The organism is Actinokineospora inagensis DSM 44258 (assembly GCF_000482865.1).
In the GTDB taxonomy this organism is placed as follows: domain Bacteria; phylum Actinomycetota; class Actinomycetes; order Mycobacteriales; family Pseudonocardiaceae; genus Actinokineospora; species Actinokineospora inagensis.
This window is the reverse complement of sequence record NZ_KI519519.1, coordinates 86,185-100,816: the sequence shown is the minus strand read 5'-3', so window position 1 is coordinate 100,816 and position 14,632 is coordinate 86,185. Positions and strand designations below refer to the sequence as shown.

The window sequence follows — 14,632 nt, the reverse complement described above, 5'->3', positions numbered from 1 at the left end:
GGGGCGGGTCTCACCGCCCGCCCCGCCTACTTCTCCGGGAGCTGGCCCAGTGTTGACCGTCAAGGACCTGCGGGTGTCCTTCGGCGCCGCGGAAGCTGTGCGGGGCATTGATTTCACCGTGGTCGAGGGCGAGATCCTCGCGCTGGTGGGGGAATCCGGCTCCGGCAAGTCGGTGACCGCCCGCGCGCTGCTCGGCCTGCTGCCGCCCACCGCCACCGTCGGCGGCAGCGCCACGCTCGGCGACCGGGAACTGATCGGCGCCGACGAGGAGTCGCTGCTGGAGGTGCGCGGCAGCCAGATCGCCATGGTCTTCCAGGAACCGGCGACGGCCCTGAACCCGGTGCACACCGTGGGCTGGCAGATCGCGGCCGTTCTGCGCGCGCACCGCTCGCTCAGCCGCACCCAGGCGCGGCAGGAGGCCGTCCGCCTGCTCGACCTGGTCGGCATCCCCGATCCCGGCACCCGCGTCCGCCACTACCCGCACCAGCTCTCCGGCGGCCAGAAACAACGCGTGGTCATCGCGCTCGCCCTGGCCAACAACCCCCGCCTGATCATCGCCGACGAGCCGACCACCGCGCTCGACGTGACCGTCCAGGCCGAGATCCTGTCGTTGCTGCGGGATCTTCGCGACCGCCTCGGTACCGCGATCCTGCTCATCACCCACAACATGGGTGTCGTCGCCGACCTTGCCGACCGCGTCGCCGTCATGCACCAGGGGATCTTGGTCGAGCAGGCCCCGGTCGAAGACCTCTTCGCCCGCCCCACTCGCGCCTATACCCAGGCCCTCCTCGCCGCCGTTCCCCGTCTCGGTCACCGCACGCCGTCGTCTCCAGTGTCCGCTGTGGACGCGCTCCGGCTGGACCAGGTCGTCGTTCGGTACAAGGATTTCGTTGCCCTGGACGGGGTAGACTTGCGGATCGCCCAGGGCGAGGTCGTCGGCCTGGTGGGGGAGTCCGGGTCCGGTAAGTCCACTTTGGGCAAGGTCGCGGCCGGTTTGCTGCACCCCGCCTCGGGAACCGTCTCCCTGCTCGGCGGCGACCCGTCAGCTTCTCGCGACCGCCTCGGCTTCATCTTCCAAGACCCCGCGGGCTCGCTGAACCCGCGAATGTCCATTTCAGACTGCGTCGGCGAACCCCTGCGCATCCACCGCACCCTGCGCGGCCGGCCCTACCACAACCGCGTCGCCGAACTCCTCGACGCCGTCCAACTCCCACGCGGCTACGCCCGCCGCCGCCCCCGCGAGCTCTCCGGCGGCCAACGCCAGCGCGTCGGCATCGCCCGCGCCCTGGCGCTCAATCCCGGCCTGCTCATCGCCGACGAACCCACCAGCGCCCTTGACGTCTCCGTCCAGGCCGCTGTTCTGGAGCTGTTGACGTCACTGCAACGGACCCTGGGCTTCGCCTGCCTGTTCATCAGCCACGACCTCGCCGTCGTCGACTCGCTGGCCCACCGGGTCACCGTCCTGCACCGCGGCCAGGTCGTCGAGGAAGGCCCGCACCACGAGGTCCTGCGCACCCCCACCGCCGACTACACCCGCCGCCTGGTAGCCGCCGTCCCCATCCCCGACCCCGTCGAGCAGCGCCGCCGCACCCGCGAGGTCGCGCCCGTGACCTGACCGCTTACGCCCCCACCTGGTAGTGCTGCGCGGCCTGCGAAGCCGACAACGCGAACGGGTAGAACGACACGAACGCCATGCTCCCCCACCAGTGCGCCAACGACTGGTTGGTGCCGAACCCGTTGGTGAAGCCGTTGGTGTTCTCGTACCCGATGCGGAAATAGCCGGTCATGGCGGCGGGGTGCGCGCCCGCCTGCTGCATCAGCAGCGCCCCGTCGAGGTAGACCTTGATGCCGTACGACGCGTCGTGCACGGCGATGACGTTGTGCCAGCCGCCGTCGCTGTAGGCGAACGGGCTCACCAGTTCGTAGGTCGTGGACGCGCCCTGGACCAGGAACAGCAGGTCGCCGCTGGTGTTGAGGGCGAGAAGGTTCGTCTTGGTCGACGACTGGGCGGTCTGGGTGCTGCCGAAACCGCAGATGACGCCCTGGTTGTTGTACGAGTTGAACCAGGCTTCCTGGCTGGTGCTGCTGCCCGGGGCGATGCTGTAGGTGCCCGGCGTCGACACCCAGTGCGTCTGGTCCAGGTTCGCGTACCAGTCCTGCTCCCGCACGCACGGGTACTCGACCTGGGACTGCGACTGCCTACCGCCCTGGTACGTGCCGGTCGCGTGGTTGGAACTCTCGTCGTAAGCCACCAGACCCGTCGACTCGTTCAGGGGGTAGAGCCGCGTGGCCCCGTCCGCCAGCGGCACCGAGTGGCACGACGGCCCGGACGACGAGATGGTGTTGCCGGTGTTGTTGAGGCGGGCGATGAAGGCGCTGATGGTGGAGGTCGTGCCGAGGTACGCGATCAGGGCGAGCACCCCGACCAGCGCGGCCAGCCTCCGTGTGGTCATGGTGGTCACCTGCCTGCCTGGTAATGCTGGGTGGCCTGCGTGGCCGACAAGGCGAACGGGTAGAAGGAGATGAAGGCCAGGTTGTCCCAGAAGTGGGCCAGCGACTGGTCGGTGCCGAACCCGTTCGTGAAGCCGTTGGTGTTCTCGTAGCCGATGCGCAGGTAGCCGGTGAGCGCCGCCGGGTGGGCGCTCGATTGCTGCATCAGCAGCGCACCGTCCAGGTACACCTTGACCCCGTAGGACGCGTCGTGCACGGCGATGACGTTGTGCCAGGCGCCGTCGTTCACCGCGTAGGTGTTGACGACCTCATAGGTGGTCGACGAGCCCTGCACGAGGAACGCGAGATGGCCGTTGCTGGTGATGGTGATGAGGTTCGTCTTGTTCGTCGACTGGCCGGTCTGCGTGCTGCCGAACGCGGAGATCACACCCTGGCTGTTGACCGTGCGGAACCAGGCTTCCTGGCTGGTGCTGCTGCCCGGCGCGATGCTGATCGTGCCCGGTGTGGACACCCAGTGGGTCTGGTCGACCCGGGAGTACCAGTCGTTGTCGCGCACGCACGGGTACGGGGTCTGCGACACCGACTGCCTACCGCCTTGGTATGTACCGGTGGCGTTGGTGGAACTCTCGTCAGTGGCCGAGAGACCTGTCTGCTCGTTCAGTGGATAGAGCCGCGTGGCCCCGTCGGCCAAGGGCACCGAGTGGCACGAGGGCCCGGCGGAGGAGATGGTGTTCGTGGTGTTGGTGATCCGGGCGATGAAGGTGCTGATGGTGGAGGTCGTGCCGAGGTACGCGATCAGGGCGAGCACCCCGACCAGCGCGGCCAGCCTCCACCTCGTCATGTCACCGGTCCCCGGTTCGCGCGCAGCCCCAGGTACACCGAGGCGGCCAGCGGTATCGAACACAGCGCGAAACACACTGTCCACCACAGCCACGACATGTGCGCGTCAACCGACAGCGAGACCTGCCCCTTGGCGTCGGCGGCGTGGCTGACCAGGTCGGACACCTGCCCGGAGCGCAGGTCGGCGAACACGTCGTCCGGGGTCTGCACCCGGATCGGCAGCAACCCGGTGGACACCACGGTCGCCCGGACCGAGTCCTCCTGGCCGAGCGTGGTGAGCAGGCTCGCGTTGACCAGCGGCCGCAGCACCACGATCGCGGCGCACACGACCAGCGGGTACCCGACCAGCCGCAGCGGGGTGCGCCAGCGCGACCCGGTCCACCGGGTGGCCAGCCACACCAGGGCCGACCCCGGGATCAGGATCGGCAGCGACTTGACCAGCCACGCCAGCCCCCACCACCGCGCGACGGCCTTGCCGACCAGTTGCTCCTCGGCCACCGGCCGCGGGTCCTCGGCGCCGTTGATGTCGCCCTTGGTGAACACCTGGCCCAGGGTGATCCGCTCGACCCGGTGCGTGTGGACGGGTCCGCCACCGGTGGGGGTGAACGAGATGATGTCGCCTTGGCGCAGTTGGTCGAGGTGGGTCGGCCGGGTCAGCACCAGCGTCCCGACCGGCGCGGCCTCCCCCATCGACGGCGAGTCGACCGACAGCCAGCGCCCGCCGGTGACCCGCCACCCCAGCGCGATCAGGACGAAGGTGAACAGCACAACCGCCGCCAGCATGAGCTGACGGCGGTGGCGTTCGCGGACCGGGGCGGCGCGGTGTTTCCCACCGCGCCGCCTCGACCGCAGGTCGACCTTCACCGGATCACGAGCTGAACGTCCAGGTGAGCGCCTGCGACGCGGTCAGTCCCATGTAGCTGTTGCCCAGCGACGACGGCAGGCTCACGACGAATGTGTACGGTTGGTTGCTCGACGGGCCGAGCGCGGTCAGCGACAGCGGCGTGGTGAACGCGGACAGTGCCCCGTTGTAGATCGGCGAACCGGTGGCGGTCGCCGCGGCGTACAGCTTCAGCGTCACCTGCGCGCAGAAGTCCGACGCGGGCGTGATGCCGCTGACCGAGCCGGACTGGCTGCACGAGCCCGGGGTCAGCGTGAACGTCGCCGGGGTGATGGTGCCGTTGTTGGTCAACGTCACCGTCTTGGTGGCCGACCCGCCGGGCAGCAGCGTGGAGCCGCTGTACTTGTTGATGGTGGCGCAGTTGGCGGAGTTGGTGGACGAGCTGTTGCTGGTGCACGTGTTGGAGCCGTCGGACTCCTGCATGATCAGCGAGCCGGTCGACACGGTGTCGGTCGTGTTGGTGATGGCGGCGGTGAACGCCGACAGCGTCCCGGTCAGCGCCAACGCCAGCAGCGTGGTGCCGACCAGACCACCCGCGAGCACGAGCAGGGCAGAGGTGCGGTTGCGCGACCGATCGCGGCGGCGCCGCGCGGCACGTCCGGTGTGCGTAGTCATTGGCAACCCTTTCTCGGCCCGGCAGGGGTGGTGCCGGTTGGGCGGGGACGCGGGTCTCGCTTTGGCTGCACCAGCCCATTCATCGCTGGCCACGAGCTGTTCCTTATCCCCAGACACGTACGAGTGTGCCCCCGGTGACGCCGAGCCCGCGCCGACCGGGTGACAGTGGACGGTCCAACTCAGACACTCCGTAGCACTGGCGGCCCCACCCCCGGGTCCACCGCCCCCCTACCCGCCGCGAACGGGTAGTAACTACACGCTGAGTGGCAAATTGGCCGAACAGATCGGACCGGGTAGCTAGAACGGGTGAATCTGCCGGTCTGGCCGGTCACATACCGCAATGAGTCACCAGCAGTACACGATCGGGTGCACCGCGTGGTCGCCCAACACCACTACCAGTGAGTAATAGCCACTACACCACCCAACCGTGCGCGGCCCAGTAGCCACTCGGTTGCGCCTCGGGTAGCCCGTCCCGGCGAGCCCGATACGCACCCTGGCCTGCCCCCACCGAGCAGGCGCCCCGTCGAGCGGGACACGCCGTCAAGCAGGGCACTGGGAGTGCGACGTCCCCACCGGCACCCGGCTGCGCCTGCTGATGACCCTCGACCTCTACGGCATCCGCCACGCGGGGCATCCCGTCAAGCAGGGCACTCCGCCAAGCAGGGCACTCCGCCAAGCAGGGCACCCCGCCAAGCGGCCGTCGACTCCCGCGCCATCGCGGGTCCGGCGGCTGTGCGGGATGCCACCGGACACCCCGTCGAGCACGCCGCGCCTCCCCCGATTTCGCCCTCCGGCGGCTACGCAGGAGCCCGCCCACCCGGGGGCCGGGGGCCCATTCCTGAACGTATCGCGAACGACGACCTGTCAAGAGCGGCCACCCGTCCCCTGTGGACGAACAACCGGCTTGTGGACAACCGCCCGCCCGCCAGCCGGACAATCCCCACGCCGCGCCCCCTGGAGCCGGGCAGAGGGGTTACCCGGACGAGCCGGGTCCGGGTCGGGCCGCCCCCAGCCGACCCGTGCGAGTCGCGCCATTCGTCGGACAGGGTGTGCCAGGTGTAGGAGAGCCGCCGGGGTGGGTCGGCTTCGAGGACGACCTGTTCGGGGTCGGTGATGGTGACCCCGTTCTCCCGCCGGCTCATCGGCGAGCCGGTCACCCAGTCCGTGGTGAACTCGGCGTCGTGCTCGTTGAGCCTGCTGGTCGCCAAGCGGTCGCTGTCCGCCGTGAGCGTGCGGATGAAACCGGGTGACGACAGCAGCGTCCGCCATGTGGCCCACGTTTTTCTGATGGGCGCGACCACTCAGGACAAGATTGGCGCATTCATCGCCGACCTGTACGCCTTTGACTCCGCCGACGCGCACACCGGACTGTTCCGCGCGGCGGCCGCCGTGGCCGACGCGCCGTTCGCGGATCGGGGTTTCGCCTAAACCCGACGGTCGGGGTCCGGTTGATTCACGGGGTCCTGCTGGAATGGTCGGTGCCCCAGTCGACCGGGCCGCGGCGGGTACTCACCATAATTCGCGCGAGCATCGTCACCGAGATGAACACGGCCACGTCGGTGACATAGGCCTGTCGTGTCCTGAGGAGGTTGAACACCGACGCCAGCCCACTGCCCGTGGCACTGCTCTGCTGAATCCTGGTGTTTCCCCGGTGTACCCGCAGTCGCCTGCGCACAAGGCTGCGGATGTCACGCGGCGCTTTCACGGTGACCACGGCAGTGGGGACGACCGTCCGATTTGTGATGGTTCTGGAAACGTGGCCGTCGTCGCTGATGAGGTCTTCCGGGAGCGGGAACAGCAGGTTGTGCGCGGCCTCGCTGAGCACGTAGACCCCGCGCCCCGCCGACGACCGGCTGACCGACGGCAGCCGCTGCCACACCGCGTAGTACCGCCTGACCAGCCACGACGTGCCGTCCAGGTCGATCCGGGAGGCCGGGTAGGACGCGTCGACACCGGGCACGACGGCCTTGGCCAGCGCGTCGAGGTCGGCGCCTGCGAGGTCGATGTCCGCGTCGAGGTACGCGCGCGGGAAGCCCTCGCACAGCGCGTCACCTGCATTCAGTGCCAGCGCCTTTCCCGGTTGTTCAACGACGATTACGTCCGGGTTGCTGTGGTGGTTCCTCGCGAGTTCCGCGGTCCGGTCGGAGCAGGCATTCGCGACCACCACCACCCGCTTTACCTCGATCGACTCGGCAAGTCGGTCGAGACAAGCGGTGATTCCGGACTCCTCGTTGTGCGCGGGCACAACGACATCCATGAGACTTCCCCCTCGGTCATCCCCAGGCGCGATTACGGCGACATCAGCAGTGTCGCCCACTCCCGTTCCCCGTTACCAGTCGACTTCAGCGATGTCGCAAGACGGCCGGCGAGTCGCACTGGTCCATTCGGAGCGGGCATCAGGTGTACTACCGGCAAACCGGCAGGGCGTATTCACCGAATGCGAACAGCCGGTGTTCGCGATTGGTACCAACGGGTGTCGTGAATAGATGGACGGCCACTCAGAGTTTGTCGCAGATTCAATCTCTATATGAACGAGATCACGTTATGAATTCGCTTTTAGCGCACCCGGTTGAACAAGAACTGATATAACGCGCACCTGGTTACCCGATGTCCTCGCGGCCGAACCGCCGCCGGGCGAACAAGGCCACCGCGGCCGCCAGGATGAGCCCGCCCGCCACGTACCAGCGGTTCCGGGTCACCCACGAGTCACCCGCCGCCTCCGCCGTCAGCCGCGCCGAGTGCGTCGCGCACACCAGTGGCGGGCTGTCCGAAGTGGTGCGCGCGCACGCAACAGTCGCCACCCGGTACCGGTCGCCCGAGCCGACCACCGTCATCCGCGACCGGAACACCGCCGCCCCACCCGGCGCCAGGTCCACCACCCACTCCACGGCCTTCGCCCCCGCCGTCCCCCGCGGGTCGGCCGCGTCGAACCGCAGCCCCACCGGCACGCTCTGCGTCAGGTCGAGGTTGTCCACCGCGTTCGCCCCCAGGTTCCGCAGCGTCACCGTGTACGCCAACTGGTCCCCGGCCGCCGCCGTCACCCGCCCGTTCTCCACCGAAATGCTCAATCGCGGCGCCGTCGCCACCCCAACCCCCGGCGCGGGCACCGCCGCCACCAACACCGCGGACACGACTGCGAACGCGAGCACGGCAGCTCCTCCGACTGGGCTTTTCCCGCGCTCACCAGCAACTCCCCACGCGGTGCGGACCCACCATACGGATCACCACCGATTCCGCTTCCTCGTGCCACCCGATCGTGTACCAATCACCCCTGTCTCGGCCTCCATTCCCCTTTCAACCCACCCCAACCGGACAAGCCGCCCCCATTTCACCTGCCATCCCCACTATCTCTTTCTATAGCTATCTGTCCACTTCGATGCCCCCGCCCCTACCCCTATCGCCCGCCGGAAACTCGCCCGTTCCCGGCCATCCCAACGCTCGCCCTCTGTTCCCGCCCCCAGCGGCACCACCCGTCACCAACTTCCACCCAGCCTCACCCCCCGGTCGCCCCACCGTCTCCCCGCGCCCAACAGCCCCATCCCCCCGTTACCCCACCGCCAACTCCCACCCGACGGCCTTACCGCCCTCTTCAACTCGCCCCCCACGTCCAGCCCAGCCCCCACCCTTCCCGGGGGGCGGCCCCGGACCCAGTCTACCGCCCCCCACCGACAGTTGATCTCCAGCAAGTAACCGGGGAGGCCCTACTGTGGATAACTCGGTAGCCCAGTGGGGTGGAACTGGTTGCGGACGGGATGGGACAGCCCTGGTCAGGCGGAGACAAGCGAGGACACCGGCACGTAGACCGAAAGTCAGCCGGACAGCGGCGCGATCACCGTGAGGTCGAGCCCGTCCGCCCGAGCCAGGAAGCTCCCCGCCCGCGGTGGCCCCAACGGAGACGACGACCAAGGCGTCCGGTCCCCGTCGGCCAGCAACGCCGCTGTCGTCGGCTGGGCCAGTGGCGCGGTCAGCGCTCCGCGTGTGGCCAACGCCGCCGCGAGGTGCACGCCGTCGTAGCAACCTTCGGCGTAAGCGTCGAGGACGGGGGCGTGCCCGCCGAACAGGGCGTGGTGTCGCTCGGCCAACGCGATCCGACGGTCGTCACCTTGCCCTGCGAACGATCGCATTGCCGCGTAGAGCTCGCCGGTGTCGTCGCCGCCCGCGGCGAGCAGGCCGTTCTCCTCCAGCGAACCCGACAGCCGCACCACCCGCGACGCCAACGGCGACGTGGCGAACGCGCGGTTGAACTGCGCGAGGTCCCGCCCGACCAGGCTCAGCAGGATCGCCTCAGCGCGGACCCGACCCAGCCCGGCGACGATTTCCTCCGCGTCGATGCCGCGGCCGGGGAACGGCACCAGCCACTGCGCCACGACTTCCCCGCCGAGCGACCGGACGATCCCGCCCGCGACCCGGTGCACCGCCCGCGGCCAGATGTAGTCGCTGCCCACCAGCGCCCACCGGCGGGCGCCGCGCCGGGCCGCGAGCCAGCGCACCGCGGGGGCCAGTTGCCGGGTCGGGCTGTCGCCGAGCAGGACGACCCCGGCGCGTCGACCGCCACCCTCGTGCGGCGGCGTGAAGATGTACGGCACCCGCCCGCCGAGCGCGACCTCCAGCGCCCGGTGCACGTCGCTCGTGTGGAATCCGACGTAGGCGTCCACCAGGTCACCCAGCGCTGACGCGTCCGCGGCGACCTCGACGGGAGACCTACCCGCGTCCAGCAGCACCAACTGCACCGGTCGACCGTTGACGCCACCCGCCGTGTTCAACTCGGTCGCCGCCAGCGCGGCCGCCATCAGGCCGGACGGGCCGGTCAGGCCGAGCGCGCCGGACAGCGGGAGCAGCAGGCCGAGCCGCAGCACCGCCGGGTCCGGCCCGGTGAGCGCGACCTCCACCCGGTCCCGCAGCACCGCGCGCACGACCGAGGTGGAGTCCATGACCGGACAGTATGCTCGCCGTGAACCTCCCCGGCGAAAGGCGCGTCATGGCTGGTCAGCGCGGTACGCGGGTCCCCGACCTGGTCGATCTGCTGACCCGCGCCCAGCGCGCCCTTGCCCGTGACCTGGGCACCGTGTTCGAGGAGGAGGCCACCACGGTCGACCAGTGGCGGGTGCTGCGCGCGCTCGCCGCCGCACCGGACGGTCGCTCGATGGGGGAGTTGGCGGTCACCGTCGAGATCCCGCACCCGACGCTGACCCGCCTGGTCGACGCCCTCGTCGACTCGGCGTTCCTCTACCGCACCCAGTCGGCCGAGGACCGCCGCCGGGTGTCGGTGCACATCTCCGAACCGGGCCGGGCCAAGCTGGACCGGCTGGAGGCGCTGGCCGCCGCGCACGAGCGGACCCTGGTCGGCAGGCTCAGCGCCGACACGGTCGAGGCACTCGCCGGGCTGCTGCGCGACCTGCGGCTCTAGAGATCCACAAAGGACGGACCGTGCGGGGTTACCTCCACAACGGACTGATCAGATCTCGCTCTGCTGCAGGGCGTCGTCGCTGGTGACGGGCGTGATCGCGGTCGGCTCCAGGCGCTGCATGCCGACAGCGCCGAGCATCAGGACGAACGGGATGGCGAGCGCGATCCACATTGGACGTTCCCCTCTTCCGTGGCCGATCTGATTCTCACCGACCAGATACCCCTCGTCCCAGCCACCTACACCGAACGGGTGGCGATGTGGCCCGGGTCACCGGCCGATCACCCGGCTGGCCGATCCCTGGTCCGCTCGGTCTGCACGCCGACCTCGGCGATGCGATTGGCCAGGTCGGGATGCGTGTCGCGCAGCATGGGGCCTGCGCCCGCGAGCGGGGTGAGCAACGATGCGCTGTCGTCGTCGCCCAGTGCCGTGGTGACGTCGTCGACGCTGCGTTGCGCATCGGCCGCCAACCCGTCGGCGGCGCTGACCGCGGCGGCCAGTTGACGCAGGAGCGTCGCGTTCTCCCTGGCCCAACGCAGCACGGCCCGGTCGCCCGCCCGCCGGTCACGCTCGGCGCGCACCCGCTGCTCGGCCGAGTTGTCCGTACCGTCCGGCCGCAACCGCAGGTACCGGCGCTCGGCGGCCTGTCTGCTCGCCACCCCGAGCGCGGGCGCCAACCTGGCCCAACTCACCCCCGCCGCCCGCGCCGCGGTGATCAACCTGGGCTCCCAGTCGACGATCTCGTCGCGGATGTGCCGCAGCAGGCTCAACGCCGCCAACAGGTCGTCGACGTCGTCGCTGCCCTGCTCGGCGACCGCGGACACCAACGCCAAATCGGCCGCCGCGTCATCAACCCGATGCGGTTGCCCACGCAGCCGAGACCGCGCGTCGCTCCGTTCATCCTGCGTCATGCCGCCTCACCGTCGTCCTGATGATGACACTGTAGAGCAGGTGAACTGGGTGAACAACGATGTGATGTCATCGTGTCAACGACATCTGAGTTGTCATTGTTGTGATGACATGTTAGAACTGTGCCACGCGATTCGCGAACCGGCAGGTCGTCCAGGCCGGACATGTCGGTGGGTGGGGCCGGAGGCTGCCCGCGTCCCCACCCACCGGCGCCGATCCCGACCGTGCCACCCCCGTGCCGTACTGCCACGCCAACGGGGCACGGGTCCCGGGCCTGCCGTGCCGACTCCGGAAGCCGGGCGTCCCGGCGCGGGCCTGCCCATCCCGCCTGTCCGCCTCCCCCGCCATCTGGCTTGCCCCCTGTTCGGCCTGCCCGACATGTCTGGCCTATCCGCCATGCCCGCCATTCCCCGCCTGTCTGGCCCGCCCTGCCTGCCCGGCATGTTGGCCTGCCTGGCCTGCCCCGCATGTCCCGGCCTGCCCCGCCTGTCCGGCCCGCCCCGCCTGCCCGGCATGTTGGCCTGCCTGGTCTGCCCCGACCTGCCCCGCCTGTCCGGCCCGACCCGCCTGCCCAGCATGTTGGCCTGCCCGGCATGCCCACCCGTTTGGGCCGCCCGGCGTGTCCGCCCTCCGGCCTGGCCTGCGTGTCGGCTGGCCTTGCCTGTCCGGCGTGGTCGCCTGGTCTCGCCCAAAGCCGTGCCCGCCGCCCCGGGTTGTCCACATCCCCTTGACTTGTGCACAACCGCCTCCGACCGCCCCTTGACAGATCCGCTCTCGGCTAGGTTCAGAGATGGGCCCCGGCGCCCCGGGTGGGAGGGGTCCTGGGTAGGGCCGGGGTGGCGGTGGCGTCAATCGCTGGGGTGGGTGAGTGTGCGGGGTTGAGTGGCGTCGCTGACGGGCGTGCGGTGCGGTTCGATCGGGGGAGTTGCGCGGGTTTGCGGCGGGTGGGGGCGATCGGCGGGGTGGTTCGGGTGGGCTGGGGGTGGTGGTCGGGCAGGGGCAACGGGTGTTGATCTTCGGGTGGAAACGGGGGTGGATGAACTGTTTCCAAATGGAAGGAATCTGTCTACGCTTCCGCGGACCACGGTTGGGTTGGAGGTTGCGGATGGGCGACGAGGGCGAGCTGGGGCGGTACGGGTACAAGCAGGAGTTGCGGCGGTCGCTCGGGTTTCGGGATCTGCTGATCTACGGGCTGGTCTTCATGGTGCCGATCGCGCCGTTCGGGATCTTCGGGAGTGTGTTCCAGGGGTCGGGGGGCATGATCGCGTTGGCGTACGCGGTCGGCATGGTGGCGATGTTGTTCACCGCCAACTCGTACGCGCAGATGGCGAAGGCGTTCCCGGTCGCCGGGTCCGTCTACACCTACGCGGGGCGGGGGATCGCGGCGCCGGTCGGGTTCTTGTCCGGGTGGATGATCCTGCTGGACTACGTCCTCGTGCCGAGCCTGCTCTACCTCATCGCCGGGATCGCGATGAACTCGTTGCTGCCCGGGATTCCGGTGTGGCTGTGGCTGATCGCGTTCGTGGCGCTCAACACGGCGGTCAACTACCTGGGGATCGAGATGACGGCGCGGGTGAACCGGGTCACGCTGGTCGCCCAGTTGATCATCCTGGCGGTGTTCATCGCGATCGGTGTGGTGGCCCTGGCGCAGGGCAAGGGGCACGGGTTCAGCTTCTCGCCGATCTTCGACAGCCACACGTTCGCCTGGCCGCTCGTGTTCGGGGCGGTGTCGATCGCGGTGCTCAGCTTCCTCGGGTTCGACGGGATCTCGACGCTGGCCGAGGAGAACCGGGACTCGGCGCGCGCGATCGGGCGGTCGATGGTGGCGGCGCTGCTGGTCACCGGGGTGCTGTTCATCGTGCAGACCTGGGTGGCCGCGCTGCTGGTGCCGGACCCACAGGGCCTGATCGCCAACGGTGACGCGGCGGGCACCTCGTTCTACGACGCCGCGCGGGTCGCGGGCGGCGGCTGGCTGGCGACGTTGACGGCCGCCGCGACCGCCGTGTCCTGGGGGTTCGCCAACTCGCTTGTCGCGCAGGCCGCCACGTCGCGGTTGCTCTACGCGATGGCCCGCGACCGCCAGTTGCCCGGGTTCCTCGCGAAGATCCACCCGACCCGGCGGGTCCCGGTGAACGCGACGTTGCTGGTCGCCGGGGTGTCGTTGGCGCTGGGGCTCTGCATGTCGTCCCGCGACGACGGGGTGACGCTGCTCAGCACGCTGGTGAACTTCGGTGCGATGACCGCGTTCCTGGTGCTGCACGTGTCCGTCGTCGTGCACTACGTGGTGCGGCACCGCAGCAAGGACTGGTGGCGGCACCTGGTCGCGCCGGTCATCGGGTTCGTGATCCTCGGGTACGTCGTCATCAACGCCAAGGTCGCCGCGCAGACCATGGGGTTCGTCTGGCTCGGGATCGGCGCGGTGATCCTGGCGGGCCTGCTGCTCACCGGTCGACGGCCGGAGCTCGCGGGCATCGGAGGGGAGGACAAGTGAGGGTCGAACGGCTGGAGTCGGCACCCGGGTACGCGTTCGGCGGACGGGCCGCGGCACTGACCGTCCCACCCGGAACGGTCGTCGAATTGTCCACTGAGGACTGTTTTGGCGGCGCGGTCCGCGGTGTGGCGGATCTGCCGAGCCAGGTGTGCCAGTTCCCGTACCTGAACCCGGTGACCGGCCCGATCGCGGTCGAGGGCGCCGAGCCCGGGGATACGATCGCGGTCCATTTCGTGGACATCCGACCGGTTCGCGACTGGGCTGTCTCGTCCACATTCCCGCATTTCGGTGCGCTCACCACAACCCACACGACGGCCATGCTGCACGACGCCCTCCCGGAACGGGTGTGGCTCTACGACGTCGACGTGGAACGGGGCGTTTGCCGGTTCAACGCACGGGCGAGTGAGTTCACCGTCGAACTGCCGCTCGACCCGATGCACGGCACCGTCGGCGTCGCCCCGGCCGCGGGCGAGGTGATCATGAGCATCACCCCCGGCGCGCACGGCGGGAACATGGACACCCCCGAGATGCGGGCCGGGACCACGGCGTACTTCGGGGTCAACGTGCCCGGCGGCCTGGTCGGCATCGGTGATGGGCATTGCCGCCAGGGCGAGGGCGAGGTCTGCGGCACCGCCGTCGAGGCCGCCATGTCGACCGTGGTGATCGTCGACCTGATCAAGGCGACCGCTTGTCCGTGGCCACGCCTGGAAAACGACGACTACCTGATGTCGACCGGGTCCGCCCGCCCGCTGGAAGACGCGTTCCGGATCAGTCAGCACGATCTCGTCGGATGGACCGGGGAATTGCTGGACCTCGATTCTCTCGACGCTTACCAGCTCGTCAGCCAGGCCGGTCTGGCACCGGTGGGGAATGTCGTCGACACCAATTACACGATGCTCGCGAAACTCCCGAAATCACTCCTGGGCACCAGCGCGTACGACGGGATCCACGACCGTCTGCGCTCGTCGGCCTCTCGGTACCTGGCCGAGCGCTAGGCGAGTGGGCGGTGGCGTCCGTGCAG

General features: G+C 69.5%; 14 protein-coding genes. 5 read left to right on the top strand and 9 right to left on the bottom strand.

Annotated features, from left to right (window positions below; genetic code table 11):
• Positions 1–49: 49 nt before the first annotated feature.
• Positions 50–1,615, top strand: coding sequence for a dipeptide ABC transporter ATP-binding protein (locus H504_RS0130960; protein ID WP_026425969.1), 1,566 nt, complete (start codon positions 50–52; stop codon positions 1,613–1,615).
• A gap of 4 nt (positions 1,616–1,619) precedes the next feature.
• Here the strand turns inward: H504_RS0130960 and H504_RS0130955 are convergent, their stop codons facing one another.
• From H504_RS0130955 to H504_RS0130940, 4 genes are read right to left on the bottom strand one after another with little or no spacing between them, the layout of a single operon-like run.
• Complete coding sequence (locus H504_RS0130955; protein ID WP_026425968.1) at positions 1,620–2,453, bottom strand: LamG-like jellyroll fold domain-containing protein; 834 nt, start codon at positions 2,451–2,453, stop codon at positions 1,620–1,622.
• Positions 2,454–2,458: 5 nt separating this feature from the next.
• Entirely contained in the window at positions 2,459–3,292 is an 834-nt protein-coding gene (locus H504_RS0130950; protein ID WP_026425967.1) for a LamG-like jellyroll fold domain-containing protein, read from the bottom strand.
• On the bottom strand, positions 3,289–4,155 hold the full coding sequence (locus H504_RS39180; RefSeq protein WP_051386443.1) for a S24/S26 family peptidase: 867 nt from the start codon (positions 4,153–4,155) through the stop codon (positions 3,289–3,291). Before H504_RS39180 ends, H504_RS0130950 begins: the two co-directional genes overlap by 4 nt.
• A gap of 4 nt (positions 4,156–4,159) precedes the next feature.
• Complete coding sequence (locus H504_RS0130940) at positions 4,160–4,807, bottom strand: hypothetical protein (protein ID WP_026425966.1); 648 nt, start codon at positions 4,805–4,807, stop codon at positions 4,160–4,162.
• 1,116 nt (positions 4,808–5,923) lie between these two features.
• Here H504_RS0130940 and H504_RS41740 point away from each other — a divergent pair.
• Complete coding sequence (locus tag H504_RS41740; RefSeq protein WP_157440734.1) at positions 5,924–6,235, top strand: hypothetical protein; 312 nt, start codon at positions 5,924–5,926, stop codon at positions 6,233–6,235.
• A 25-nt stretch (positions 6,236–6,260) separates the two neighbouring features.
• On the opposite strand, the gene H504_RS37885 is transcribed toward H504_RS41740, so the two are convergent.
• The 3 genes from H504_RS37885 to H504_RS0130920 all read right to left on the bottom strand — a co-directional run bounded on the left by H504_RS37885 (position 6,261) and on the right by H504_RS0130920 (position 9,738).
• Positions 6,261–7,064 carry a glycosyltransferase family 2 protein gene (locus tag H504_RS37885; protein ID WP_051386442.1) on the bottom strand — a complete coding sequence of 268 codons (804 nt, stop codon included), beginning with the start codon at positions 7,062–7,064 and terminating at the stop codon, positions 6,261–6,263.
• Between the two features lie 343 nt (positions 7,065–7,407).
• Positions 7,408–7,956 carry a DUF11 domain-containing protein gene (locus tag H504_RS39175; protein ID WP_051386441.1) on the bottom strand — a complete coding sequence of 183 codons (549 nt, stop codon included), beginning with the start codon at positions 7,954–7,956 and terminating at the stop codon, positions 7,408–7,410.
• Between the two features lie 660 nt (positions 7,957–8,616).
• Positions 8,617–9,738, bottom strand: a complete 1,122-nt coding sequence (locus H504_RS0130920) for an ABC transporter substrate-binding protein (protein WP_026425964.1) — start codon at positions 9,736–9,738, stop codon at positions 8,617–8,619.
• 47 nt (positions 9,739–9,785) lie between these two features.
• Between H504_RS0130920 and H504_RS0130915 the strand changes: the two genes are divergently transcribed.
• Entirely contained in the window at positions 9,786–10,214 is a 429-nt protein-coding gene (locus H504_RS0130915) for a MarR family winged helix-turn-helix transcriptional regulator (RefSeq protein WP_035307094.1), read from the top strand.
• Positions 10,215–10,262: 48 nt separating this feature from the next.
• Here H504_RS0130915 and H504_RS43765 read toward each other — a convergent pair whose 3' ends face one another.
• Entirely contained in the window at positions 10,263–10,385 is a 123-nt protein-coding gene (locus H504_RS43765; protein ID WP_281173681.1) for a hypothetical protein, read from the bottom strand.
• A gap of 107 nt (positions 10,386–10,492) precedes the next feature.
• Positions 10,493–11,122 carry an HSP18 transcriptional regulator gene (locus H504_RS0130905; protein WP_211239431.1) on the bottom strand — a complete coding sequence of 210 codons (630 nt, stop codon included), beginning with the start codon at positions 11,120–11,122 and terminating at the stop codon, positions 10,493–10,495.
• Positions 11,123–12,225: 1,103 nt separating this feature from the next.
• On the opposite strand from H504_RS0130905, the gene H504_RS0130900 reads away from it, so the two are divergent.
• Positions 12,226–13,611 (top strand): APC family permease, encoded by a 1,386-nt coding sequence (locus H504_RS0130900; protein ID WP_026425961.1) that lies wholly within the window; start codon positions 12,226–12,228, stop codon positions 13,609–13,611.
• On the top strand, positions 13,608–14,606 hold the full coding sequence (locus H504_RS0130895; protein WP_026425960.1) for an acetamidase/formamidase family protein: 999 nt from the start codon (positions 13,608–13,610) through the stop codon (positions 14,604–14,606). Before H504_RS0130900 ends, H504_RS0130895 begins: the two co-directional genes overlap by 4 nt.
• Positions 14,607–14,632: the final 26 nt, after the last annotated feature.

Excerpts from the sequence above, each read along its gene's own strand:
- H504_RS0130955 (WP_026425968.1), bottom strand. The coding sequence starts at position 2,453 with ATGACCACACGGAGGCTGGCCGCGCTGGTCGGGGTGCTCGCCCTGATC.
- H504_RS0130950 (WP_026425967.1), bottom strand. The coding sequence starts at position 3,292 with ATGACGAGGTGGAGGCTGGCCGCGCTGGTCGGGGTGCTCGCCCTGATC.
- H504_RS0130940 (WP_026425966.1), bottom strand. The coding sequence starts at position 4,807 with ATGACTACGCACACCGGACGTGCCGCGCGGCGCCGCCGCGATCGGTCG.
- H504_RS37885 (WP_051386442.1), bottom strand. The coding sequence starts at position 7,064 with ATGGATGTCGTTGTGCCCGCGCACAACGAGGAGTCCGGAATCACCGCT.
- H504_RS0130920 (WP_026425964.1), bottom strand. The coding sequence starts at position 9,738 with ATGGACTCCACCTCGGTCGTGCGCGCGGTGCTGCGGGACCGGGTGGAG.
- H504_RS0130915 (WP_035307094.1), top strand. The coding sequence starts at position 9,786 with ATGGCTGGTCAGCGCGGTACGCGGGTCCCCGACCTGGTCGATCTGCTG.
- H504_RS43765 (WP_281173681.1), bottom strand. The coding sequence starts at position 10,385 with ATGTGGATCGCGCTCGCCATCCCGTTCGTCCTGATGCTCGGCGCTGTC.
- H504_RS0130905 (WP_211239431.1), bottom strand. The coding sequence starts at position 11,122 with ATGACGCAGGATGAACGGAGCGACGCGCGGTCTCGGCTGCGTGGGCAA.
- H504_RS0130900 (WP_026425961.1), top strand. The coding sequence starts at position 12,226 with ATGGGCGACGAGGGCGAGCTGGGGCGGTACGGGTACAAGCAGGAGTTG.